At 69.0% G+C, this 24,458-nt stretch carries 19 protein-coding genes; 6 read left to right on the forward strand and 13 right to left on the reverse strand.

Going from position 1 to position 24,458, the window contains the following annotated elements:
• The first annotated feature begins 47 nt into the window (after positions 1-47).
• A complete protein-coding gene (locus KAQ61_RS18005; RefSeq protein WP_210930038.1) occupies positions 48-1,139 on the forward strand; it encodes a zinc ribbon domain-containing protein in 1,092 nt (363 codons plus the stop codon).
• Between the two features lie 89 nt (positions 1,140-1,228).
• Here KAQ61_RS18005 and KAQ61_RS18010 read toward each other — a convergent pair whose 3' ends face one another.
• The gene (locus tag KAQ61_RS18010; RefSeq protein ID WP_210930039.1) at positions 1,229-2,704 is read right to left on the reverse strand and encodes a GGDEF domain-containing protein; all 1,476 of its coding nucleotides are present in this window, start codon (positions 2,702-2,704) and stop codon (positions 1,229-1,231) included.
• A 138-nt stretch (positions 2,705-2,842) separates the two neighbouring features.
• The gene (gene tgt, locus KAQ61_RS18015) at positions 2,843-4,015 is read right to left on the reverse strand and encodes a tRNA guanosine(34) transglycosylase Tgt (RefSeq protein ID WP_210930040.1); all 1,173 of its coding nucleotides are present in this window, start codon (positions 4,013-4,015) and stop codon (positions 2,843-2,845) included.
• A gap of 90 nt (positions 4,016-4,105) precedes the next feature.
• On the opposite strand from tgt, the gene KAQ61_RS18020 reads away from it, so the two are divergent.
• Positions 4,106-4,594, forward strand: coding sequence for a universal stress protein (locus KAQ61_RS18020; RefSeq protein ID WP_210930041.1), 489 nt, complete (start codon positions 4,106-4,108; stop codon positions 4,592-4,594).
• A 51-nt stretch (positions 4,595-4,645) separates the two neighbouring features.
• On the opposite strand, the gene KAQ61_RS18025 is transcribed toward KAQ61_RS18020, so the two are convergent.
• From KAQ61_RS18025 to KAQ61_RS18035, 3 genes are all read right to left on the reverse strand, one after another.
• Entirely contained in the window at positions 4,646-5,074 is a 429-nt protein-coding gene (locus tag KAQ61_RS18025) for a hypothetical protein (RefSeq protein WP_210930042.1), read from the reverse strand.
• Between the two features lie 251 nt (positions 5,075-5,325).
• Positions 5,326-6,525: a phospholipase A gene (locus KAQ61_RS18030; protein ID WP_210930043.1), complete on the reverse strand. Its 1,200-nt coding sequence runs from the start codon at positions 6,523-6,525 to the stop codon at positions 5,326-5,328.
• Positions 6,526-6,700: 175 nt separating this feature from the next.
• Complete coding sequence (locus KAQ61_RS18035; RefSeq protein WP_210930044.1) at positions 6,701-8,764, reverse strand: ATP-dependent helicase; 2,064 nt, start codon at positions 8,762-8,764, stop codon at positions 6,701-6,703.
• Positions 8,765-8,967: 203 nt separating this feature from the next.
• Between KAQ61_RS18035 and KAQ61_RS18040 the strand changes: the two genes are divergently transcribed.
• Positions 8,968-9,921 (forward strand): AEC family transporter, encoded by a 954-nt coding sequence (locus KAQ61_RS18040; protein WP_042413692.1) that lies wholly within the window; start codon positions 8,968-8,970, stop codon positions 9,919-9,921.
• A gap of 326 nt (positions 9,922-10,247) precedes the next feature.
• Here the strand turns inward: KAQ61_RS18040 and KAQ61_RS18045 are convergent, their stop codons facing one another.
• From KAQ61_RS18045 to hemE, 3 genes are all read right to left on the reverse strand, one after another.
• A complete protein-coding gene (locus KAQ61_RS18045) occupies positions 10,248-11,381 on the reverse strand; it encodes an asparaginase (RefSeq protein WP_043382704.1) in 1,134 nt (377 codons plus the stop codon).
• Positions 11,382-11,562: 181 nt separating this feature from the next.
• The gene (gene priA / locus KAQ61_RS18050) at positions 11,563-13,728 is read right to left on the reverse strand and encodes a replication restart helicase PriA (protein ID WP_210930045.1); all 2,166 of its coding nucleotides are present in this window, start codon (positions 13,726-13,728) and stop codon (positions 11,563-11,565) included.
• Between the two features lie 397 nt (positions 13,729-14,125).
• Positions 14,126-15,259, reverse strand: a complete 1,134-nt coding sequence (gene hemE, locus KAQ61_RS18055; RefSeq protein WP_210930046.1) for a uroporphyrinogen decarboxylase — start codon at positions 15,257-15,259, stop codon at positions 14,126-14,128.
• A gap of 234 nt (positions 15,260-15,493) precedes the next feature.
• Between hemE and gltS the strand changes: the two genes are divergently transcribed.
• A complete protein-coding gene (gltS, locus tag KAQ61_RS18060; RefSeq protein WP_231499166.1) occupies positions 15,494-16,720 on the forward strand; it encodes a sodium/glutamate symporter in 1,227 nt (408 codons plus the stop codon).
• A gap of 381 nt (positions 16,721-17,101) precedes the next feature.
• Here gltS and KAQ61_RS18065 read toward each other — a convergent pair whose 3' ends face one another.
• The gene (locus KAQ61_RS18065) at positions 17,102-19,372 is read right to left on the reverse strand and encodes a protein-disulfide reductase DsbD family protein (RefSeq protein WP_210930047.1); all 2,271 of its coding nucleotides are present in this window, start codon (positions 19,370-19,372) and stop codon (positions 17,102-17,104) included.
• 100 nt (positions 19,373-19,472) lie between these two features.
• Between KAQ61_RS18065 and KAQ61_RS18070 the strand changes: the two genes are divergently transcribed.
• Positions 19,473-20,360: a creatininase family protein gene (locus KAQ61_RS18070; RefSeq protein ID WP_042413676.1), complete on the forward strand. Its 888-nt coding sequence runs from the start codon at positions 19,473-19,475 to the stop codon at positions 20,358-20,360.
• 198 nt (positions 20,361-20,558) lie between these two features.
• Here KAQ61_RS18070 and KAQ61_RS18075 read toward each other — a convergent pair whose 3' ends face one another.
• The 3 genes from KAQ61_RS18075 to KAQ61_RS18085 all read right to left on the reverse strand — a co-directional run bounded on the left by KAQ61_RS18075 (position 20,559) and on the right by KAQ61_RS18085 (position 22,148).
• Positions 20,559-20,960, reverse strand: coding sequence for a DoxX family protein (locus KAQ61_RS18075; RefSeq protein WP_210930048.1), 402 nt, complete (start codon positions 20,958-20,960; stop codon positions 20,559-20,561).
• Positions 20,961-21,005: 45 nt separating this feature from the next.
• On the reverse strand, positions 21,006-21,332 hold the full coding sequence (locus tag KAQ61_RS18080; protein ID WP_210930049.1) for a DUF4148 domain-containing protein: 327 nt from the start codon (positions 21,330-21,332) through the stop codon (positions 21,006-21,008).
• 99 nt (positions 21,333-21,431) lie between these two features.
• Positions 21,432-22,148 (reverse strand): Crp/Fnr family transcriptional regulator, encoded by a 717-nt coding sequence (locus KAQ61_RS18085; RefSeq protein ID WP_210930050.1) that lies wholly within the window; start codon positions 22,146-22,148, stop codon positions 21,432-21,434.
• Between the two features lie 197 nt (positions 22,149-22,345).
• Between KAQ61_RS18085 and KAQ61_RS18090 the strand changes: the two genes are divergently transcribed.
• Positions 22,346-24,007 carry an adenylate/guanylate cyclase domain-containing protein gene (locus tag KAQ61_RS18090; RefSeq protein WP_210930051.1) on the forward strand — a complete coding sequence of 554 codons (1,662 nt, stop codon included), beginning with the start codon at positions 22,346-22,348 and terminating at the stop codon, positions 24,005-24,007.
• Between the two features lie 26 nt (positions 24,008-24,033).
• Here the strand turns inward: KAQ61_RS18090 and KAQ61_RS18095 are convergent, their stop codons facing one another.
• The gene (locus tag KAQ61_RS18095; RefSeq protein ID WP_210930052.1) at positions 24,034-24,366 is read right to left on the reverse strand and encodes a hypothetical protein; all 333 of its coding nucleotides are present in this window, start codon (positions 24,364-24,366) and stop codon (positions 24,034-24,036) included.
• Positions 24,367-24,458: the final 92 nt, after the last annotated feature.

Genomic DNA, 24,458 nt, shown 5'->3' on the forward strand with positions numbered 1-24,458 from the left:
TGCATCCGCCATCCGCATAATGCGCGCAGTACATGAGGAGGTAGGCCGTGGGTAAATCTTTGCGTTGGTCGGAAACCTGGTTTCGTCGGGGCCTGTGGCTGGTGGCGGTGGTCTTTGCCAGCTTCCTGATCGGTCTGGGCTCGGCGGTGGTGGACGACCTGCCCCAGGTTGAGCAGCGCCTGGAGCTGGACGACTTCCTGGACCTGCGCCAGGCCCAGCCCCTGCGCAATGAGCAGGAATCGCTGCGCGCGGCGCAGCGCCAGGCGCTGGAGGCCCGCGACCAGGCCCAGCTGCGCTGGCAGCAGGCGCGCAGCGACACGCAGGCGGCGCGCGACACCTTCAGCAACTGGATTGCCACGCGCTCCGCCACCCAGCGCAGCGAGCAGGACCCCGAGGTGATCCGCCGCACCCAGGCGCTGGAGCAACTGCGCCAGACTGAGCGCCAGGCCCAGCAGCAGCTGCAGGACCAGGAGCAAGCACTGCTGAATGCACGCCAGCAGTCCACGCGCGTGGGCGACCGTCTGCAGGCGCTGGAAGACACGGCGCACGAGGCGTTGCAGCGTGCCCAGCGCGCGCAGGAGCTGCGGGTGTTCCTCTACCGCCTGGCCCTCACGCTGCCTCTGCTGGTGCTGGCCGGTTGGCTGTTCGTGAAAAAGCGCAAGAGCCCCTGGTGGCCCTTTGTCTGGGGCTTCATCTTCTTCGCGCTGTTCGCCTTCTTTGTCGAGCTGGTGCCCTACCTGCCCAGCTATGGCGGCTATGTGCGCTCGGCCGTGGGCATTGTGCTGACGGTGCTGATCGGGCGCTGGGCCATCGTGGCGCTGCAGCGCTATCTGGAGCGCCAGCGCCAGGCCGAGGCCCTGCCGGCCACCCAGCGGCGCACGCAGATGACCTACGACAAGGCCTGGGGCCACCTCAGCAAGGGCGTGTGCCCGGGCTGCGAGCGGGCCGTGGACCTCAAGGATGGCGTGACCGATTTCTGCCCGCATTGCGGCATCGGCCTGTTCGAACCCTGCACCGCCTGCCAGTCGCGCAAGAGCAGCTTTGCCAAGTTCTGCTTCCACTGCGGGGCCGCAGCCGCCACGCCGGATGCGGTGGCGCCGGACGCACCGGTCACGCCGCCATCTTCCAAAGATTGGTAAAAAAGAGAGCGCATGGCGCGCGCTGTGGCTGGGTTTCCAATGCTTTGATGCTTGAAGTCAGCGCGCAGAGTGTGCCAGCAGCTATGGTTTTACATGGATGACGGGGCCAGCGCCGGCCCGTACTGGCGCACCTGGTTGCGGCCGCTGCGCTTGGCCATGTAGAGCGCCGCGTCGGCCTTGGACAGCAACTGCTCGATGCTGTCCTGCGCGCCAATCGACACCACGGCGTGCAGGCCGATGCTCAGCGTGACCTGGAAGGGGGCGCCGTCCTCCAGCGGAAAACGGTGGTCGCGCAGGCGCTTGCAGATACGCTGGCCCACGGCCAGGGCCTGTTCGCGCTGGGTGCGTGGCAGCAGGATGGCGAACTCCTCACCGCCCAGGCGGCCCAGCAGATCGTCGGGGCGCAGCGCCTCGCTGGCCAGCCGGGCGAAGGTCTGCAGCACCACATCGCCCTGGGCATGGCCGTAGCGGTCGTTGACCTGTTTGAAATGGTCAAGGTCTAGCATCAGCACGGCGACGGACTGGCGATCCTCCTCCAGGCGCGACAGCAGCTTCTGGCCGCGCTCCATCAGCGCACGCCGCGCCAGCACCCCGGTCAGATAGTCATGGTGCACCGCGTGGTGCAGCTTCTGCAGGGCCTGCATGCGCAGCGTGTAGGCACTGGCCACGGCCAGGGGCGCCAGCGACAGCATTGCCAGCCCGGTGCGGTAGGACAGCACATCGTCCAGGTGCTCAACGACAAAGTCGAAGGAACTGAAGGCCAGCAACCCGGTTTTCCACAGGCAGACCAGCAGGCTCAGCACGGTGATCGGGAAGACGCCATAGCTCATCGCGCACCAGACCATGGCGGGGATGCTGAAGGCCATCGCGCCGTTGCCGCCGATCAGCTGGCTGAGGGCCTCGCTGAGGACCAGGGCCAGCAGCGGCAGGGCGTCGTTCCAGGAGCGTTGCTGTTTGGTCAATGGCCAGGTCCAGGGCCAGCCGCCGGGGGCGGCCAGGAACACCGGCAGGATCAGCACGTAGTTGTAGAACTCGGCCGACAGCCACAGCAGCGCCGACTGCCACAAGGGCATGTGGAAGGCGACCGCGCTGGGCCAAGCCCCCGCCAGCGTGCTGACCGTGGCCGCCAGCAGGCACCCCAGGAAGACGGTCATCACGGAGCGCTGGTTCTGGAAGCCTAGCACCTGGTTGCGCACGCGTGCCAGAAGCAGCCAGCCGGCCAGCACGCCGATCAGGTTCGCCAGGTTCAGCGTGAGGGCCATGAATGGCGTGGCACCGGTCAGCAGGTCGGCAGCGATGTAGGCCAGCAGGGCGCACAGCCAGCTGCCTGGGTGGCGCGCCAGCTCGGGGTGGCGCAGCAGCAGGCCCAGCAAGATGGCATTGGCCGGCCAGAAGGCCGCCATGGACCCCAGCGGGCGGCTGTAGACGCCCACCAGGCAGGCCAACAGGATGCCGGCGGTCAGCGCGGCTTGCCCGCGCCAGACGGACGGGGGCTGGACAGAAGGGGCGGAGGCATCCAGGGACACGGGTGGGCGCAGGGGCTGCAGGAGTGGGGGCCCACCCATTCTCGGCATTTCCTGCGGCGCCCAAGTAGGACACAGGACCGGCCTGCTGCCGTTCGTCGACTTGGGCCGGTGGCAGGCCCGTCCAGCGGGCGCAAAAAAGCCTCCCGCAGGAGGCTGGCTGGTGGGCATGCCGCGGGCTCAGACGCCGCGCGCGCGGTCGGCCTTGAACTGGGCGCGGAACTGGGCGAAGGTGCCGGCGTCCAGCGCGTTGCGCACTTCCTGCATCAGGTTCAGGTAGTAGTGCAGGTTGTGGATGGTGGTCAGCATGGGGCCCAGCATCTCGCCGCAGCGGTCCAGGTGGTGCAGGTAGGCACGGCTGAAGCCGTCGCGCCCGCCGTTGTCCCAGCTCACGCCGCTGGCGCCGGCACAGGCGTGGCAGGTGCAGGTGGTGTCCAGCGGCTGGTGGTCGGTCTTGTGGCGTGCGTTGCGCAGCTTCAGATCGCCGTAGCGCGTGAACACCGTGCCGTTGCGCGCGTTGCGCGTGGGCATCACGCAGTCGAACATGTCCACGCCGTCGGCCACGCCCTGCACCAGGTCCTCGGGCGTGCCCACGCCCATCAGGTAGCGTGGCTTGTTCGCCGGCAGCAGGTGGGGCGTGTGGGCCATGATCTCCAGCATCTCGTCCTTGGGCTCGCCCACCGAGACACCGCCCACGGCGTAGCCGGGGAAATCCATCTCCACCAGCGCCTGCAGCGACTCCTCGCGCAGATTGGTGTACATGCCGCCTTGCACGATACCGAACAGCGCGTTGGGGTTCTCCAGGCGCTCGAACTCGTCCTTGGAGCGCTGGGCCCAGCGGCGGCTCATCTCCATGGATTTGCGCGCTTCGGCTTCCGTGGTCTTGTGGCCGTTGGTCTCGTACGGCGTGCACTCGTCCAGCTGCATGACGATGTCCGAATTCAGGATCGTCTGGATCTGCATGCTGACCTCGGGCGACATGAACAGCTTGTCGCCGTTCACCGGGCTCTGGAAGTGCACGCCTTCTTCGGTGATCTTGCGCATCGCCCCCAGCGACCAGACCTGGAAGCCGCCCGAGTCGGTCAGGATGGGCTTGTTCCACTTCTCGAATCCATGCAGGCCGCCGAAGGTCTTCATGATGTCCAGGCCAGGGCGCATCCACAGGTGGAAGGTGTTGCCCAGGATGATCTGCGCACCCATTTCTTCGAGGCTGCGGGGCATCACGCCCTTGACGGTGCCGTAGGTGCCCACGGGCATGAAGATGGGGGTCTGGACCTTGCCGTGGTTCAGGGTCAAGGTGCCACGGCGGGCGTGGCTGGTCGGATCGGTGGTGAGAAGTTCGAACTGCAGCATGATGGCGCGCATTGTCCCAGAAGCCGTGGCGGGCCGCGTTGGGCGGGTCTATAGTGGAACCCAGTCCGCCACTACGACAAGGAGAACGCCATGTACGCCAACATCATGATCGCCATCGACGGCTCCCAGGAATCGCTGCAGGCCGTGCACCAGGCCCTGTCCCTGGTGGGCCGGGGGCTGCGTGCGGAAATCGCCCTGGTGAACGTGCAGGAGCCGGCCTCGCTGCTGCAGCTGGCCACGCAGGACTCGGACGCGATTGCCGCCGCTGCCGTGGAAGCGGGTGAACACCTGATGGCCGAAGGCGCCGCCCTGCTGGACGCCGCGGGCGTTGGCTATTCCATGGAGGTGGTGCTGGGCGAACCTGCCACCGTGCTGGTCGACATGGCCGAGGAAATCGATGCCGACCTGGTGCTGCTGGGCGCACGCGGCATGGGCGCCATCGAGAGCGTGCTGGTGGGCTCGGTCTCCAAGGCCGTGATCAGCCGCTGCACCCGCCCGGTGTTGGTGGTCAAGCTGCCCGAAGACCCATCACAGTCTGTGCTGGGGGATGAGCCTGAAGTCGAAGAGGTCGAATCCTAGGATCGTGACGGCGCCGCCCCACCGGCGGCCTGACCGGAGTGGGGCATGCCTTCAGGCGGCGCGGCGCTGCCAGCCTTTGCTGTGCGTCTGGCTGCCGTGGGCCTGTTGGCGCGTGCTGGCGCGCGGTTGCAGCTTGCCGTGCGGCAAGGAGGCCAGCCGCTGGAACATGCGGCGGCAGTAGCCGCGGATCCACAGGCATTTGTTGATTTCTTCGACGGGGAAGGGGCCACTGATGACGATGATGTCCTCGGCGGCCTGCCACTGGCCGGCCGCGCGCAGGCGGCGGCGGGCGGTGGTGGCCCAGGACTGGATGCGCGAGGGTGTGCCGTGCTGGTGCACCTCGCCGGTGTACAGGTCGAACGCGATGGCCAGCAGATCTGTCTTCAGCTTGAAGCGGCGCTCGCCTGTGACTGCGCTGGGCTGGTCGCGCATGTCGTACAGGTAGTAGCTGCCGGCTTTGAGCTGGTATTGCAGATTCATGGTCATCCTTGGTGCCGCATTGTCTGCGAACGTCCATGCATGCAAACAAAGGAAATGGCGGGACGGGCCCCGCCTGTTTGTGGGAGCGCTGGCTCCGCGCGCCCCACGTGCCGCCGATTCTGCGCCAAGCCCGCGGCGGCCACAAGCGCTGGCGATGGGCGGAAGCGCCGGCGGTGATGATTGTTAATAAAAATAGCTTCCAGCACCCATTTGGTGCGCGCTGGAAGCTATCGTTTGCGAAGTGACCGCACTCAGAAGTCTAGCAGGCTCAGTCCCACGGCCAGCGAGGTGCGCTTGCTGTTGTAGTCGATCAGGCTTTCGCCGTAGCCGCTGAACAGCTGCACGTGCAGGCGCAGGTTGCTTTTGCCGCCGTTCCAGCCCGAGCCGATGGTGCGCAGCCATTCCAGGCGGCCCGAGCCGTAGCCCTTGCCCAGGCTGCCGCGCGCCGTCAGGCCCAGGGTGTTGGTGTCGTTGACGTTCCACAGCAGCTTCACCTCGCCGCGGCCCCAGTAGTTCTGGATCCCGGGGTTGTCGTCGTCGGGCGTGCTTTCGGACATGCGCTTCCACAGCTTGGCGTGGACCTGCCAGCGGTGGCCCAGCTCGGCGCCGGTCATCACGTACCAGCGGTTCCAGCTGCGCGAAAGCGGATCGCTCTGGCCGTTGGAGTGGTGCACCATGCCGGCGCCGCTGTAGCGCCAGCGCCAGCCGCCAGGCAGCGCGGCGTCGGTGGGGTAGACGTAGAAGATCTCGGGCTCGTGGTCCGTGGTGCGGAAGGGGCGCGAGAGATCGGGGTTGAACACCTGCCAGAACGACTGCTGGGTGTAGCCGACCCAGACCGAGTCCTTGCGGCCGGAGCTGGAGTCGGTCAGCAGGCCGGAGGCGATCTTGGTGCGCGCCGACAGCTGGATGCGCATTTCCTGTGGCTGGTAGTCGCGCACCGGGGCGGGCTCCTTGCCGGGGCTGCTGGGCTGCTGGTTGATGTGGTCGCTGCGCAGCACCGACACCGACAGTGGCTTGTAGCCGCGGAAGGTGAAGGTGCCGCAGTCGCTGCCGGGCTCCAGCTCGAAAAAGCGCGAGATCTCGCTGTAGCGCGGGTCGCGGCAGCCGCCGTTGGTGGGCACCAGGCCCTGGCCGGGCAGCACGTCGGCCTGCACCATGGGGGCGTTGGCGGCCTGCTGCAGCACGGCCTCGGGCTGCTGGCTGGCGCTGGCCGCCGGGGCCTGCCAGGTGCTGGCCGGGGGCGGGGTCAGGGGTTGCTGTTGCTGCGCCCAGGTGTCAAAACAGGCCAGGCGGGCCTGGTTGTCGGTGGTGGCGGCGCATTGGCGCCAGGCCTCCTCGCGCACGGCGGCGGGCGCCTGGGCCTGGGCGGCGGGCAGGGCAGTGAGGGTGGCCAGCGCGGTGGCCAGCGAAGTCCAGTGCAGGCGGGGGGAAGGGGTCAGGGATCGTGCCATGGCGGTGTCGGGGCGGTGCTGCTGTGCAGCCTCGGTGGAATGCTGGCGCAGCATACGGGCTGTGTCCAGGCGGTGGCGTCAGCCAAAGGCGACGTTGCCGGCGGTCGCGGTGTGCAAATGTTGCGCTTTGGGCCATGCAGCCCAGGAGGGGCTTGCGTGGCCAGCTATGAAAAAATCAGGGCTTGGGCGCGGCTTCGGCCTTGCGAGCCAGTTGCTCGCGCAGCTGGCGCAGCTTTTCGCGCGGGTCTTCGCGTGCGGTGGCGGCGTCCAGGTTCATCTCCTTGATGAAGCGGCTGGGCTGGCACTGCACCATCTCGCGGCCCTTCTTGCGGCGCTTGGTCCAGCTGACGGCCAGGGTGCGCTGGGCGCGCGTGATGCCCACGTACATCAGGCGGCGCTCTTCCTGCAGGCGGGCGGCGACGTCGTCGCTGACCTTCTGCTGGCGGCCTTCGTCGTCGTCCAGCTTGAAAGGCAGCATGCCCTCGGTCACGCCCACCAGCTGGGTGTGCTGCCACTCCAGGCCCTTGCTGGCGTGCAGGGTGGACAGGACCACCATGTCCTGCTCCTTCTCGCGTTCGCTGATGGTGGACAGCAGGGCGATGTTCTGTGCGATCTCCAGCAGGCTCTTGACCTCGGTCTGCGTGGTGGTGCCGGCCGCGTCCTCGATCTGGCCACCGGCGCGCTGGCTCATCCAGTCGCAGAACTCCAGCACATTGCTCCAGCGCGCGGCGGCCACGGTCTCGCTGTCCTCGCTGTCGTAGAGGTACTGCTCGTAGCCGATCTCTTTGAGCCAGTCGAGCATGAAGCTGCGGCTGGCCTCGGCCCCCAGGGTGTGGCGGGCGCGGTATTCCAGGTCGTTGATGTAGCGGCCGAATTCCAGCAGCCCCTCGTGCGCCTTCTTGGGCAGCACGGCCTCGAGCATGTGGCTGAACAGGGCGCCGAACATGGACAGCTTGTGCTGGGAGGAAAACTCGCCCAGCTTGCCCAACGTGGTGTGGCCGATGCCGCGCTTGGGCGTACCGATGGCGCGCAGGAAGGCCGGGTCGTCGTCGTTGTTGATCCACAGGCGGAACCAGGCGCACAGGTCCTTGATTTCGGCCCGGTCAAAGAAGCTGGTGCCGCCCGAGACCTTGTACGGGATGCTGGCCTTGCGCAGCGCCTTCTCGAACGGCTTGGCCTGGTGGTTGGCGCGGTAGAGGATGGCGAAGTCCTTCCAGGCCGGTTGTGGGTTGGCGTTGGCGCGCAGGCTCAGGATGCGCGCCACGGCGCGCTCGGCCTCGTGCTCCTCGGTGTCGCAGTCGACGATGCGCACCGGCTCGCCCTCGCCCAGCTCCGAGAACAGGGTCTTGGGAAACAGCTTGGGATTGGGGCCGATCACGTTGTTGGCCGCGCGCAGGATGGCAGACGTCGAGCGGTAGTTCTGCTCCAGCTTGATGATCTTGAGCTGCGGGAAGTCCACCGGCAGCTTCTTCAGGTTGTCCAGCGTAGCGCCGCGCCAGCCGTAGATGGACTGGTCGTCGTCGCCTACGGCGGTGAAGTGGGCGCGTTCGCCCACCAGCAGCTTGAGCAGTTCGTACTGCGTGGCGTTGGTATCCTGGTACTCGTCGACCAGCACATGGCCCAGCAGGCGCTGCCATTTCTCGCGCACCTCGGCATGGCCGCGCAGCAGGCGCATGGGCATGCCGATCAGGTCGTCGAAGTCCACACTCTGGTAGGCGGTCAGGCGCTCCTCGTAGCGCTGCATGATCAGGGCGATGCTGCGCTCGTGGTCGTCCTGGGCCATGGCCAGGGCCTTGCGGCTGTCCCAGCCGGCGTTCTTCCAGTTGCTGATGGTCCACTGCCACTGGCGCGCCGTGGCCACGTCGGTGGTGCCGCCGGCGCAGTCCTTGAGGATGCCGGTCACGTCGTCCTGGTCCAGGATGCTGAAGCTGGGCTTGAGGCCCAGCACGTGGCCGTCCTCGCGCACCATGCGCACCCCCAGCGAGTGGAAGGTGCAGATCATCACGTCCTTGGCGGCCTTGCCGATCAGACCCTTGGCCCGCTCGCGCATTTCGGCGGCGGCCTTGTTGGTGAAGGTGATGGCGGCGATGCGCTTGGGCGCCAGGCCGTTGTCGATCAGCCGGCCGATCTTGTGCGTGATCACGCGTGTCTTGCCCGAGCCCGCGCCCGCCAGCACCAGGCAGGGGCCTTCGGTGTAATGGACAGCTTGGAGTTGGGCGAGGTTCAGACCAGCAGACATGGGGCAGGAAGGGGGGCAGCAAAGACGGACAAACAACAAACGCCTGGCAGGCAGGCGTGCCCCATCATACGCAAGCCCACCCGGTGCCGCGAGGGGCCCTGGCCTTGCCCGCGTGGGCCAAGAGTTTGCAGACGGCAACACTTGTCGCCTGCGCGTAAGCGGTGTAGGCGAACGTCCGGGCGCTGCTGCCACAATCGCCCACCGTGCTGTCCATTCTTGCTGTCACCTTCCCCTTCTTCGCTCTGGTGCTGTGCGGCTTCATCGCCACACGCCGCGGGGTGCTGCCGCTGGCCGCCATTCCGGGGCTGAACACCTTTGTGCTGTATTTCGCGCTGCCGTGCATGCTGTTTCGCTTTGGGGCGCAGACGCCCATCGCCCAACTGCTGGACCCGGTGGTCGGTGCCGTCTACCTGGGCTGCGGCCTGCTGCTGGTGGCCGGCACGGTGCTGGCCACGCGCCGGCGCTGGGGCTGGAACGACGCCGCGTTTGGCGCCCTGGTGGCGGCCTTTCCCAACTCCGGTTTCATGGGCGTGCCGCTGCTGGTGGCGCTGCTGGGCGCGGGCAGCGCCGGCACGGTGATCCTGACCATGGCCATCGACATGCTGATCACCACCTCGCTGTGCATCGCGCTGTCGCGCCTGGGCCAGGGTGAAGGCGGGGCCCTGCCGGCACTGCGCAAGGCCCTGGGCGGCATGCTGACCAACCCCATGCCCTGGGCGATTGCGCTGGGGGCCGTGGCCTCGGCCAGCGCGCTGCAGCTGCCCGGGCCCATCGACCAGACCGTGGCCATGCTGGCCGGGGCAGCCTCGCCCGTGGCGCTGTTCACCATCGGGGCGGTGCTGGCGCGTTCGCAGATGAACCAGCACGAACAGGTGGCCGCGCGCCACTACGTGCCGATCGCCCTGGCCAAGCTGCTGCTGCACCCGCTGCTGGTCTGGCTGGCCTGCCAGCTGGCGCTGGCGGCCGGCGCCGCGTTGGCCCCTGAGACGGTGGTGGCCCTGGTGCTGGTGGCGGCCCTGCCCAGTGCCAGCAATGTGTCGCTGCTGACCGAGCGCTTCGGCGCCCACGGCGGGCGCGTGGCGCGCATCATCCTGGTGAGCACGGCGCTGGCCTTTGTGAGCTTTTCGCTGGTGGTGGATCTGTTGCTGAAAAAATAAGAGCGTGCAGCGCAGGTGGGCACTGGGCTGGAAGGCAATTTGACGCGTATCGGTGCCGGGTGCGTACTGCCTGGCGGCTTGGTGACCTGGCGGTGCCGGTGCGTGCCTGGCGGCACGCTGCGTGGGCGGTGTGCGCGAGAGATGCTCGTGAAAACAAGAGCGCCCAGCACAGTCAGGGACTGCACTGGGCGCTGATGGGAGACCTGTCTGCGCCATCGGGCGTGGCCCCGCACGTGACCATCAAGCCAGGGCCGCACCGCCGCGCCAGTGGCGCCCCCCTCTCGCATCGCGCGGGAGGGGGAAGGCGCACCGCGCCTCAGAGGGGCTCAATACTCCCAGAACATGCGCTGCAGCTCCTGCGTGCTGGCGCCCTTGGCCAGGGCCAGCATGGTCAGTATGCGCGCCTTTTCGGGGCGCAGATCGTGCGCCACCACCCAGTCGTACTTGTCGTCGGGCTGCTCGGCGTTGCGCAGCACGAAGCCATACGGCACGCGCGAGGCGCGCACGATGACGGTGCCCTTGGCGCGCGCGTCCTGCAGCGGCTTGACCATGCGGTCGGCCACCGAGCCATTGCCCGTGCCGGCGTGCACGATGGCCTTGGCGCCGCCGGCGACCAGGGCGTTCACGGCCGTGGGCTGCACGTTGCCGTAGGCGTAGACGATGTCCACCTGCGGCAGGGCCGTGATGCTGTCGATGTTGAACTCGGACTGGTTGGTGTGGCGCTTGACCGGGGCGCGGAACCAGTAGTTCTTGCCTTCCACCACCATGCCCAGTGGGCCCCACTGGCTCTGGAACGCGCCGGTCTGGATGTTGATGTCCTTGTTCACGTCGCGGGCGGTGTTGATCTCGTCGTTCATGGTGACGAACACGCCCTTGCCCTTGGCGTCCTTGGAGGCGGCCACGCTCACGGCGTTGACCAGGTTCAACGCACCGTCGGCCGACAGGGCGGTGCCGGGGCGCATGGAGCCGACCACGGCGATGGGTTTGTCGGTGTGCACCGTCAGGCTCAGGAAGTAGGCGGTCTCGGCCAGGGTGTCGGTGCCGTGGGTGATGACGATGCCGTCCACGTCGGCCTGCTTGGCCAGCTGCGACACGCGCTGGGCCAGCTTCAGCAGGTGGTCGTTGGTGAAGCTCTCGGAGGCGATCTGGAACACCTGCTCCCCGGACACCTTGGCGATGTTGCCCAGCTCGGGCAGGCCGGCCAGCAGCTTGTCCACCGGCACCTTGGCGGCCGAGTAGGTGGCGCTGTTCATGGCCGAGGCGCCTGCGCCGGCGATGGTGCCGCCGGTGGCCAGCACCACCACATGGGGCTTGGCGCTGGCGGGGGCCGCCGCCGTGGTGGCGGGAGCGGCAGCGGCTGGGGCCGCCGCGGTGCCGGGGCCGGCCGCCTGCGAGGCACAGCCAGCCAGGGCCAGGGCCGCCGAGATCAGGCTCAGGCGGAAGGTGGAAGTCAGAGACATGGGAAGTTCCCGAAAAAAGAAAGTGCACCGCCCGGCGGGCAGTTGCTGCTGCGCACGATGCAACATCCGCGCCCGTCTGGCATTCGGACAAACACCGAGCCCAGCGGGGCGCGCACAAATCAGGAGCGGCCTGCGCAGGCGGGATATGGGTGAACTGGCAAAAAGTGTTGCAAAACGCTTTTCACAGCGACAGCGGATCCACATCCATCAGCCAGCGCACCACGCCCTTGTGCTGGGGCTGGCTGCGCACCCAGTGCAGCCAGGGCTGCCAGGCGTGCAAAAACCTTTGCAGGGCGCGGCGGTCGGCGGCCTCGATCAGCATCTGGGCGCGCTCCACATTGGCCACGCGCTGCACGCTCATGGGGATGGGCGGGTACAGGAACACGTCGTCCAGGTGCGGCAGCTGGCCCTGGCGGGCCGCGTCGCTGACGGCGCGCAGAAAGTCCTGGGCCGCGGCCTGGGTCTTGGCGTCGGCGCGCACCAGGGTCTGGAAGGCGAAGGGCGGCATGCCGGCGTCGTGCCGCTCTTGCAGCTGGCGCGCGGCAAAGGCCGGGTAGTCGTGCTGGCGCAGGGCGGTGAAGACGCTGTGCTGCGGCTCCGCGGTCTGCACCCACATCTCGGGCTGGCTGCCCTGGTCGCTGACGTAGCCGGCATCGCGCCCGGCCCGGCCGGCGGCCTGCATCAGCAGGCAGAACAGGCGCTCGGGGGCGCGGAAATCGCTGGAGAACAGGGCGCCATCCGGCTGCACCGCGGCCACCAGGGTGATGCGCCGGAAGTCGTGGCCCTTGGCCACCATCTGCGTGCCCACCAGCACGTCGATTTCGCCCTCGTGCACCTGGGCCAGCTGGGCCTCCAGCGCCCCCTTGTGGCGGGTGGTGTCGGCATCGATGCGGCCAACGCGGGCCGGCTGGCCGTCCGGACGCTGCACGTTGCGCAGCAGGCGGGCCAGCTCTTCCTCCAGCTGCTCCGTGCCCTTGCCCAGCGGCAGGATGTCGGGGTTGCCGCAGGACGGGCAGGCCGGCGGCACGCGCTGGGTGTGGCCGCAGTGGTGGCAGCGCAGGCTGCGGTCGCCCTTGTGGAACACCTGGTGGGCGCTGCAGTGCGGGCAGTCGCTTTTCCAGCCGCAATCGGTGCAAAACAGCACCGGGGCAAAGCCGCGGCGGTTGAGCAGCACCAGGCTTTGCTCGCCCCGCTGCACGCGCGCGGTGATGGCCTCCAGCAGCGGCGGGGCGAACACGGTGCGCTTGGGCTGCTGGCGCATGTCCACCAGGCGCACGCGCGGCAAGGCCCCGGCGCCGATGCGGCTGGGCATGTGCAGCCGCAGGTAGCGGCCCACGGCCGGGTCGCTGGCGTGCCAGCTTTCCAGCGAGGGCGTGGCGCTGCCCAGCAGCACCTGGGCGCCGCAGGCATGGCCGCGCCACAGCGCCAGGTCGCGCGCCGAGTAGCGCGCGCCTTCTTCCTGCTTGTAGCTGGGGTCGTGCTCTTCGTCGACGACGATCACCTTGAGCCCCGGCAGGCTGGCGAACACCGCCATGCGCGTGCCCAGCAGGATGCGCGCCTGCCCCTGGTGGGCGGCCAGCCAGCTCTTGAGGCGCTGCACCTCGGTCATGCCGCTGTGCATGCTGACCACGGACTGGGGGCCGAACAGCGGGGCGAAGCGCGTGGCAAAGCGCTCCTGCAGCTGGGGCGTGAGGTTGATCTCCGGCACCATCACCAGGGCCTGGGCCTGGGGATCGGCCTCCAGGGCGCGCTGCACGACGCGCAGGTAGACCTCGGTCTTGCCGCTGCCGGTGCTGCCGTACAGCAGAAAGGGGCCGGGGTGCTGCGCGATCTGGTCGACCACGTCGCGCTGCTCGGCGCTCAGGGTGACGGCCGCCTCGGGCGGGGCGGGCAAAGCGGCCACGGGTTCCACCGCCGCCTCGGCGGCGGCGCGGGCGGACTTGCGGGGGGGCTTCTTGGGCGCCGGCGGCTGCAGGCGCTTGGCCAACTGCTCTGGCGTGGCGCTGCGCAGCGCCGGGGGCAGGCCGGCCATGGCGATCTCGCCCAGGCTGCGCTGGTAGTAGCGGGCGGCAAAGGCCACCAGGCGCAGCCAGTTGGCATCCAGCGGGGGCAGGGGCAGCACGGCGTCCAGGGCGCGCAGCTGCACGTGCGCCGGTGCCGGTTCGGCGTCCTGGGGTGCCTCCCAGACCACCCCCAGCAGAGGGCGTGTGCCCAGGCGCACGCGCACCAGGGTGCCGGGGGGCAGGGGGCTGGGGTGGGTGTAGCTCAAAGGCCCGCCCACCGTGCTGTGCATGGGGGTGTGGACCGCCACATGCACTACATGCGGTGTAGGAGCCGGGTCAGACATGCGTGTCGGAGAAGGAAGTCCCGAAGCACGGGACGTTTCTGTGGATAACTTTGTGGGGATTGTTTACCACAGCTGGCGTCGCCCGAAAGGCATGCGCGGGAAAAAAATCGGGCATGACAAAGGTGTGACGAACTTTTGTGTTTTAAAACAATGGCTTGCTACGATAAGGCGTGATTTTTTGCTATAGCCTTGGGGGCAAGCAAGGCCGGTGGCTGCATGCACCAAGTTGTGCATAAGTCGAAGGCCGTGCACATGTCAAGTGCGTGTAAATCTCAGGGGGATGCCCGCTGCTTGGGCGGAGTTGTTGTTTTTTGGCTGCAAACGGGCGTCCTGCCGCGCCCCGGTCTGCCATGCAGTCTGTAAGCCGAAAACTTACAAACTGCATGTGAGTGGGTGCTCAGTGCTGTGGCGTGGCTGCGGCGCTCTGGCGCTGCTGGCGCGAGTGGCTGTGCACGGCCTCGACCAGGGCGGCCACATGTTCCGGTGGGGTGAATTGGCTGATGCCATGCCCCAGATTGAAGATGTGGGTGGGACCGTTCGTCGTGGTGTCGGTGTGCGGACGGCCAAAGCTGTCCAGCACGGCGCGCGCCTGGGCGGCGACCTGCTCGGGTGGGGCGAACAGCACGTTCGGGTCGATGTTGCCCTGCAGCGCCTTGCCGGGGCCACCGACTGCGCCGCCGACGATGGCGCGGGCCTTGCCCAGGTTGGCGGTCCAGTCCAGGCCCAGCACTTCGCAGTCGATGTCCTTCATGTCGGGCAGCCAGATGCCCCCGCCCTTGGTGAAGACGATGCGCGGCACGTCGGTGCCATCCACGCCGGTGCGCTTGAGCTGCGCCAGCACGCGCTTGGTGTAGGCCAGGCTGAATTCCTGGAACGCGCCGTCGGCCAGCACGCCGCCCCAGCTGTCGAAAATCATCACGGCCTGGGCGCCCGCGTCGATCTGGGCGTTCAGGTAGGCGGCCACGCTGTCGGCGTTGACGGCCAGGATGCGGTGCATCAGGTCGGGGCGCGCGTACATCAGGCTCTTGACCAGGCGGTAGTCGTCGCTGCCCTTGCCCTCGACCATGTAGCAGGCCAGGGTCCAGGGGCTGCCCGAGAAGCCGATCAGCGGCACGCGGCCGTTCAAGGCCTTGCGGATGCTGGTCACGGCGTCGAACACGTAGTGCAGCTTGTCCATGTCGGGCACGGCCAGTTCGGCCACGGCGGCCTCGTCGCGCACCACCTTGGCAAAGCGCGGGCCTTCACCTTCGGCGAACGACAGTCCCAGGCCCATGGCGTCGGGCACGGTCAGGATGTCGCTGAACAGGATGGCGGCATCCAGCGGGAAGCGCTCCAGCGGCTGCAGCGTGACTTCGGTGGCGTAGTCCACGTTGGTGGCCAGGCCCATGAAGCTGCCGGCCTGGGCGCGCGTGGCCTTGTACTCGGGCAGGTAGCGCCCGGCCTGGCGCATCAGCCACAGCGGGGTGTAGTCGGTGGCCTGGCGACGGCAGGCGCGCAGGAAGGTGTCGTTCAGAAGGGGGGCAAAAGACATGGGCGCTCGCACGGAGAAAGGACCGCAGCCTGGGCGCGGGGCCCGGGCTGACAGACGGTTCTGGGGAGCGGGCAGTGTACCGGATGCCCCCGGGCCGCCCTGTGCCCGCCGCGCAGTACTGGACGCAAGCTGCAGGTGTACTGATACAGCGCAAGCCGTGGTTTGGTGCGTCTGCCGGCTTCATGCACAATCGCCGGCTTTGTTTTGTTACATCTTGCTGCCAACTTGCCCGCCGTGACCCTGCCCGAGACCCTGCACATCCCCGCCTTCCAGAGCTTCACCCTGGCCATCCTGCTGTTCTTTGCCGGACAGAAGATCGCCACACACTGGGGCGTGGTGCGCCGCTACAGCGTGCCGGAGCCGGTGGTTGGCGGTTTTCTGTGCGCCTGCGTGGTGGGCCTGGCGTATGCGCTGCTGGGCACGCGCATCGAGTTCGACCTGAACGTGCGCGACACCCTGCTGCTGTACTTCTTCGCAGCCATCGGCCTGCGCTCGGACCTGCGCACCCTGAAGGAGGGCGGCAAGCCGCTGCTGATCCTGCTGGCGCTGGCCACGCTGTTCATCGTGCTGCAGAACCTGCTGGGCATGGGGGTGGCGCAGCTGTTCGGGCTGGATGCGCGCGCCGGGCTGATGACCGGCTCCATCTCCCTGACCGGTGGCGTGGGCACTACGCTGGCCTGGGGGCCGATCTTCGTCGAGCGCCTGGGGATCGCGAATGCGGTCGAGCTGGGCATGGCCAGCAACATGGTGGGCATGATTGCGGCCTGCACCATCGGCGGCCCGATTGCCAGCTACCTGATGCGCCGCCACGCCGTGCACGGCAGCGGCGCCCGGCCGCTGGATGTGGGCGTGCCCAACCAGCAGCTCACCGTCACGCTGGACTACTACGGCGTGCTGCGCGCCTGGCTGTGGCTGAACATGGCGCTGATGCTGGGCGGCGTGATCACCCCGCTGTTCCACGAGGCCGGGCTGCAGTTGCCGATGTTCGTCGGCTGCCTGATCGGCGGCATCGTGCTGCGCAACACCCTGGGGCAGTGGATGCTGTCGCGCAAGCGCCGCAAGCTGGGCCAGTTCCACTGGCACAGCATGCGCCAGGGCCTGGCCATGATTTCGGACATCTGCCTGGGCATGTTCCTGACCATGGCGCTGATGGGCCTGCAGCTGTGGGCGCTGCAGGGCGTGATGGGTTTTGTGCTGACCGTGCTGGCGCTGCAGATCGGCATGACCGTGCTGTTCGCGCTGTGGCTGGTGTTCCGCTGCATGGGCCGCGACTACGAGGCGGCGGTGATCACTGCGGGCTTTGGCGGCATCGCCCTGGGCTCCACCGCGACGGCCGTGGCCAACATGACGGCCGTCACCCGCAGCCATGGCGCGGCGCACCGGGCCTTCATCATCGTGCCGCTGGTGTGCGGCTTCTTTGTCGACATCGTCAACGCGCTCATCATCCAGCTGCTGATCTGAGCGGGGCGCAGGCCAGGGGGCGGTCATGGGGACCATCGCCGTGGTCCACGTGGGATCGTGCGGTGGTCAGGGCCGCTGCGGCATGCCCTGCCTGGTGCTCCAGCAACCAGGGGGCTGGATGCGTCATCTGGCTGTCATCTGCCGCTTGCACAATACCGTTCGTGGGCTGATGAAGAATTTTGGGTGAAGGCTGGTTGATCCCCTTCACAAGCAACCGAACCTTGGTCCACGCCAACACCGAACCGCTGCCGCGCCCCTGGGGACCGGCAGCGGTTTTTTTATGGCCATCTGAAAAAAGAGCGCCTGGCGCGCGTCCATAGGCTGTTTCAGATGGTTTTTGATCTGAAATTCAGTCTAGACGTGCGCCAGCCGCTCTGGTTTTTACAGCTGCGCCAGGGCCGTGTGCACTTCCTGGCGCGACAGCAGCTCGGTCAGCACCACCGGGGGCTGGCCCGGTGCCAGCAGCACGTAGACCGGCACGCCGTTGCGGCCCAGGGCGGCCAGGGCCTGGGTGATGGCCGGGTCGCGCCGCGTCCAGTCGGCGCGCAGCAGGGCCACGTTGCGGCGCGCGAAGTCGGCCAGCACCTCGGCATCGGCCAGGGTGGTGCGCTTGTTGACCTGGCAGGTCACGCACCAGGCGGCGGTGTAGTCCACGAACACGGGGCGACCGGCGGCCAGCAGCGCCGCCTGGGCGTCGGGCGACCAGGGCTGCCAGGTGTCGCGCGCCGAGGTGGCCGTGGCCACCGGCGCGGGCTCCAGCAGGTTGCGCCCCAGGCTGTGGGCCAGCCACCCGGCCAGCGCCAGCACCAGCAGGGCCAGCACCGCGCGCGTGCGGCCGCGCAGCGTCAGCGTCCAGGCCAGGGCCGCCAGGCACAGCAGCAGGGCCAGCAGGGTGGCCGCGCCGTCGATGCCGGTCTGCTGGCCGATCACCCACACCAGCCAGATCACGGTGGCGAACATGGGGAAGGCCATGGCGCGGCGGAAGGTGTCCATCCACGCGCCGGGGCGGGGCAGCCAGCGCAGCAGCGCCGGCTCCCAGCTGACCAGCACATACGGCAGGGCCATGCCCACGCCCAGGGCCGCAAACACCGACAGCGCCTGCGCCGCCGGCAGGCCCACGGCAAAGCCCAGCGAGGCGCCCATGAACGGCGCGGTGCAGGGCGAAGCAATCGCCACCGCCACCACGCCGGAGAGGAAGGCATCGCCCAGCGGATGGCGGGCGTGCAGGTTGGCGACCCGGCTGGGCAGGACGTGGCCGAACTCGAACACGCCGGCCAGGTTCAAGCCGATCAGGGTGAACAGCGCGGCCAGCGCCGCGACCACGGCCGGCGACTGCAGCTGAAAGCCCCAGCCCAGCTGTTCGCCCGCCGCGCGCAGGCCCAGCAGCACGCCGCCCAGGGCCAGGAAGCTGAGGACCACGCCGGCGGCATAGGCCAGGCCGTGGCGGCGCTGGGCCGCGGTGTCCGTGCCATGGCGGGCAAAGCCCATGACCTTGATCGCCAGCACCGGGAACACGCAGGGCATGAGGTTGAGCAGCAGGCCGCCGACCAAGCCGCCCAGCACGGCCAGCAGCCAGGTGGCGGCGCTGGCGCTGGGCGCGGGCGGGGCCGGCAGCGTGGCCGCGGCCTGCTGGTTGGCGGCCAGGGCTGCCGCCAGCGCGGGCGACACGCTGGCCAGCTGGGCCGCCTGCCAGGGCTGTTGCACCGTGGCCTGCACGCGCCAGGCCTGGGCGGGCGGCGCGTGGGCCACGTCGGTGCCGGTGGCGGGCAGGCCCAGCACCAGGGGCAGCTGGGGCGGGGCCTCGCCGCGCATCGGCGACAGCGGTACGTCGGCGGTCCACACGGCGCCGTCCCAGCGCTGGTGCCAGTCCTGGCCCAGCACGGCGGCATGCACCAGGGTGTCGGCGGTCTCGGGGTACAGCGCCAGGGTCTGGCCGTGGGCCGCCTGTGGCAGGCCGGCCACGCGCAGCTGCAGGCGCTCGCCGCCGTCCGGCGCGCTGGCGCTGGCCTGGGCCGTGTCCAGCGCCAGCGGCGCCTGGGCGTGGGCGGCCTCGAAGGCCGCGCTCCACAGGCTCTGGGGAGCGGAGGCCGGCAGGCGCAGCAGGAAGTTGCCTTCCTCCGGAATGCATTCCACGCGGCACACCAGCCAGCTGGCGTGCAGCCGGATGTCTACCCCGCCGTCGCTGCCGGGGACAAAGTCGGGCGCCACCTGCAGCGGCACGGGCAGCAGCACCGTGCCTTCGTAGCCGTAGTTCAGCATGTCGCCCACGCGGATCTGCTGGGGCACGGGCCAGGCGATCTCGCCCGCCTGCAGGCCGGCCGGCAGCTGCCAGGTCAGCTGCGTGGGCAGGCCGGAGTCGCCCGCGTTCTTCCAGTAGGTGTGCCAGTCGGGCTGGTGCTCGATGCGCAGGCCCAGCGCCAGCGGCCGCCCCGGGGCGATGCCTTCGGGCGCCAGTGCCACCAGCTGGGCGCGCACGCGCGGCGTGACCACGGTATCGGAGGGCCCCTGCGCCGCCGCGCCGCCCAGCTTGAGCTGCAGCTGCGCCTGGGCCGCGGTCGGCAGCGCGGCGCCGCACACCAGCAGCAGGCTCAACAGGATCAGCGCCCAGGCAAGGGGCAGGCGGCGGAGAAAAGCGGGGGCAGATATCGGCATGGCAAAGCTTGGAGGCGGAAACCGTATTGTGGTTCCTTCCGCAGGGCGCCTTTCGGCCGGGCGGCGGCGTACCGCCGCAACACGCTCTAAGATCAGGGCCATGTGCTCCTTCCCCCTCCCCGTGAACCCGCCCGATGTCCCCGATGTGCCGCTGACGGCCTGGCCCGCGCGCCATTGGGCCGGGGTGTCGGCCCGTGACTTCGCCCTGGCGCAGCGCAGTGGACTGGCCGCGCAAACCGTGGCGGTGCTGCCCGTGGGCGCGGTGGAGCAGCACGGCCCGCACCTGCCGCTGTCGGTGGACAGCACCCTGGTGGACGGCATGGTCGCCGCCGCGCTGCCGCATCTGCCGGCCGAGGTGCCGGTGCTGGTGCTGCCCACGCAGCAGATCGGGCTGAGCCTGGAACACGCCAGCTACGCTGGCACGCTGGGGCTGTCGCCCGCCACGCTGCTGGCGCTGTGGACCGAAATCGGCGCCTGCGTGGCCCGCGCCGGCGTGCACAAGCTGCTGATCTTCAACGCCCACGGCGGCAACGTCAGCAGCATGGACATCGTCGCGCGCCAGCTGCGCATGCAGTGCGGGCTGCTGGTGTACCACAGCAGCTGGTTCAACCTGCCGCTGCACGGGGCCGATGCGGCCTTCAGTGCCCACGAACACCGTTTTGGCGTGCACGGCGGGGAAATGGAAACCTCGATGCTGCTGCACCTGGCGCCCGCGCTGGTGCGCATGCAGCACGCGCAGAACTTCGCCTCCACCTCCGAGGAACGCGCCCGGGACTATCCCATTCTGGGCAACGGCAAAAGCGCCAAGCTGGGCTGGGCCATGCAGGACTACAACCCCTGCGGTGCGGCCGGCAACGCCGCTGCGGCCGATGCGGCGCGCGGTCAGGCGCTGGTGGAGGCCGTGGGGGTCAGCTTGGCGGCCCTGCTGGCCGAGGTACACCGGCTGCCGGCCACGACCGTGGGCGCCGAGCCCAGCCCCCTGGGCTGAAACGCTCCCGGCGCGGGCGGGCATTGCCCCCGCACAGCGGCTTTTTTGGGCGGCGCGCGTGGCCGCCTCCCTTTGGCTTCTCTACAAGGCCGCGAGCGGACCTCCGCCGCAATCGGTGAAGGTCCGCACGGGTCAGGCATCTGCTGTGAGCGTGCCTGGGGGAATGGGCGCCGGTGCGCCGCGGTGCACGCCCGGGGCTCAGCGCGCCCGGCCGAACTTGTGGTCCAGCGTCCAGGCGCCGGGGACGCACAGGGCAAACTGCAGGAAGCCGCCGGCAATCGACAGGTTCTTCATGAACTGCAGCAGCTGCATCTTGTCAGCGAAGTTGTTGTGGAACACCACGGCGGTCATCAGCGTGAAGCCACACAGCAGCCAGGCACTCCAGCGTGTGCGGTAGCCCAGGACGAAGGCGCCCGCCACCAGCAGTTCGGCGAATAGGGCGCCGGCATAGGCCAGCATGGGCAGGGGCAAGCCGGCCTTGGCGATATAGGCCATGGACCCTTCGGGGGCCATCAGTTTTCCAAAGCCGCTGTAGAGGAACAGTGCGGCCAGCAGCACACGGGCCAGCAAAGAGGCCAGGGGTGTGAATGAAGCGTTCATAACAAGCCTGTGAAGCAAGGGGGGAAGCTGCGCCGGGCTACCGGCTTACTGGGCTTGCGCCTGCAGGCGCTGGACGAGCGCGGTGTAGGCCGTGCCCTTGCGCGATTGCTGGTACTGCGCCAGGCGGGCCTCATAGCTGGGGTCGTTGGCGAAGCTGCGGTCCCCCTGGACATAGGCATCCAGCCCGGCCTGCTGCCACAGCTCCCAGTCGGCCTGGACTTCGGCGCGTGTGAGCGGTTGGCCCACCACGACGGGTTCGGGGCCGGCCCAGACTTCTTGCGAAACCACCGCGTTCGGGGCAGCAAAGGCGGTGCTGGCGGCCATGCAGGCCGATACGATGGTCAGGGCGCGCAGGTGTGGGGCAAATTGCATGACATTCAATCCTTGGAGTGGGGCAGCGCGGTACTGGCTGCATGGACTCCAGTGTCTGGATTGGCCCGCGGCACGTATGTGCCTAAACGCACAGTTTTTTCAATCGCCCGCGTGGGTGGTAGCGGCTGCCGCCAGGGCCTGCAAATCGTGCAGGGATGCGATGTGCAGCACCCTAGAACCGGCCTTGCGCAGCAGGCCTTGTTGGGTCAAGGCAGCCAGCTCACGCGCCACTTGCTCGCGGTTGGTGCTGATCTTGCTGGCCAGCACGGCGTGGGTGGGCATGGGGTCGATGCGTGCGCTGCCATCGGGCTGCACGTCCTGGGCCAGGCGCAGCAGTTCCACATGCAGGCGCGCGGGCACCCCCAGGGTGCTGAGCTCCAGCACGCGTTGCGTCAGCTGGCGCACCAGTTGGGTCAGGTGCTGCAGCATGCGGCGTGCCAGCAGGGGCTCCTGCTCCAGCAACTCCAGGAAATCGGCGCTGCCCAAGCTGAGCAGCTGGCTGTCCTGCAGGGCGATCACGTCGGCAGAGCGCTGTTCGCCATCGATGGCGGACAGGTCGCCAAAGTGCTCACCCGGGGCGTGGTCGCGGAAGGAGACTTCCCGCCCTTGCTGCGAGTAGGTGGTGATGCGCACCAGCCCGCTGAGCAGGAAGTAGACATCGCTGCCTGCGGAGGCGCGGGTGAACACCGGGGTTTTGGCGGCCACATTGCGCCAGTGGCAGCGAGCTGCGATCCGTTGCAGGGTGGCGTCGCTGCACTCTGCCAGCAGGTGCACGCGGCGCAAGGCCAGGAGGGAGGGAGCGGCAGGACGGGACATGGTGGCGAGCAACAGCGAAAAAAGCGGCAGGGGCCGGTGCCCCGGCCGTGCGGCAGCCACGCCGCCCTGTCGGGTGAGTGAACCTTCTGCGGGAACCCGACACCAAAGGCTGCGCAGGCCGGTGTGCCGGGCACACTGCGCGCAGCCCATGACCGCCATTTTCTCCCATGCACCGATTTCCCTTGTTGAAGCCTTGGATGACGCGACGCCCCCCACAGTCGGGGGCGTGGCTTTCGGTGCGCGGCCTGCGCTGGTGCAGTGGCTGGGTGCTGTGGATCTATGTGCTGCTGCACCTGCTGAACCATGCGACGGGCCTGGTCTCGCTGCGCGCGGCCGAGGCGGTGCGCGAGGGCCTGCATGCGGTCTGGCATTCGCTGCCGGGCACCGGCGTGCTGTACGGCGCCTTGCTGGTGCATGCCAGCCTGGCCTTGCTGGCGGCGGCGCAGCGGCGCACTTGGCGCATGCCGGTGGCCGAAGCCGTGCGCCTGGGGTGCGGCCTGGCCTTGCCGCTGCTGCTGGCGGCCCACTTCGCGGCGACCCGCTGGGTCTCCTCGGTCTGGGAGGTGCCCACGCACTATGAGCGCGTGGTGGCCCTGTTGTGGACCCCCTGGGGTGTTGCGCTGCAGCTCAGCCTGCTGACGGTGGCCTGGGTGCATGGCTGCATGGGGCTGCACTTCGCATGGCGGGCACGCCGCCTGTGGCAGCGCAGCCAGCCGGTGCTGCTGGCTGCGGCCACCCTGTTGCCGGTGCTGGCCGTGCTCGGGGTCCTGTCCATGGGCCGGGAGCTGGGGGCCGGGCAGGCGCCGGTGGCGCCGGCCTATGCCTCTGCCCAGGTGGCCGACAGTGCGCAGTGGGTGAAATGGGGCGTGCGCTGGACCTGGGGGCTGCTGCTGGCGCTGGCGGTGGCTGTGCCCTGGCTGCTGCGCAGCCTGCAGGCCCGGTCGCGTGGCGCCGCGCAGATCCGTCTGGAGTACCCGGGGCGCAGCGTGCAGGTCCCGGTGGGCTGGTCGGTGCTGGAGGCCAGCCGGTGCCACGGCATTCCCCACCTGTCCCTGTGTGGCGGGCGGGCGCGCTGCTCGACCTGCCGGGTGCGGGTGCGCAGCCTGGGCACGGCCTTGCCCGAGCCCTCGCGCGATGAGCGCGCCACCTTGGCGCGCGTGCAGGCCCCGGCCGATGTGCGGCTGGCGTGCCAGCTGCGCCCCCGCGGGGATGTGCAGGTCACGCCGCTGTTCCGGGAGCGCAGCGCAGCCACCGAGGCCGCACCCGGGCAGGAGCACGAGGTGGTGGTGCTGTTTGTCGACTTGCGCCAGTGGTCCGCCCTGTCCGAGCGGCAGTGGCCGGTCGATCTGTCCTGGGTGCTGGAGCGCTACTTCGCGCTGGTGGGCAGTGCCGTCCACGACTGTGGCGGGGTGGCGAACCAATTCATTGGCGACAGCATCATGGCCATCTTCGGGCGCACGTCGGATCTGCCGACGGCGGCCCGGCAAGCCGTGCAGGCCGCCGCACGCATCGAGGCGCAGATGCAGGCCTGGAGCGCAAGCTTTGCCGAGCAGTTCGGCCAGCGGCTGGACTTCGGCATGGGCATGCACGCCGGCAGCGTGTTGCTGGCCCGCGTCGGTTTTGCCGACAACACCACGTTCACGGCCGTGGGCGAGGTGGTCAACACCGCCAGCCGGCTGCAGGAGTATTCCAAGGTGGCACAGGTGCGCCTGGTGCTATCCGCCTATGTGGCCCGGCTGGCGCAGGTGGACGGCCAGTTGGGTGCTGCGCAGCCGGTGCCTGTGCGCGACCGCAGCGAGCCGCTGGAGGTGCATACCGTGTCCCGGCCCAGCGAGCATTGGCTGCCGGACGCCGTGTAAGCCGGGGCATGCCCTTGCGCCTGTGCTTAGGGCGCATCGGGGTCGTGGTGGCTGTGGGCGGCCAGGTGCTGGCGCACCTGCTCGGCAATGGTCACGGCCGCCGTGCCGCCCAGCTCGTCCACCATCTGCCGGGTCACGGCATGGTGCAGCAGCATCAGATCGCGCAGCTTCTTGAACGCGGCGGGGTTGCTGTGGCCGGCCACGTACCCATCGTTGGCCAGCACACGCTCGGCCACGCCAGGGGCGTCCAGCGCAACCTGGCAGATGCTGGCCATGTGCTGCACCTCCAGCACCACCAGCACCACCTGCTGCAGCAGGGTCTTCCAGTGCGAGGTGGTGAATCTTTCTTCATGGGTCATGGGCTGCTCCGGTGGTACCCGATGGGCGGAATCCACGGCGCCCTGCAGGCCACGGCGCCATGTGTCAGACGCATCCTAGCCCCAGGCCTGAC

This window comes from Comamonas aquatica, assembly GCF_018064205.1.
Lineage (GTDB): Bacteria > Pseudomonadota > Gammaproteobacteria > Burkholderiales > Burkholderiaceae_C > Comamonas > Comamonas aquatica.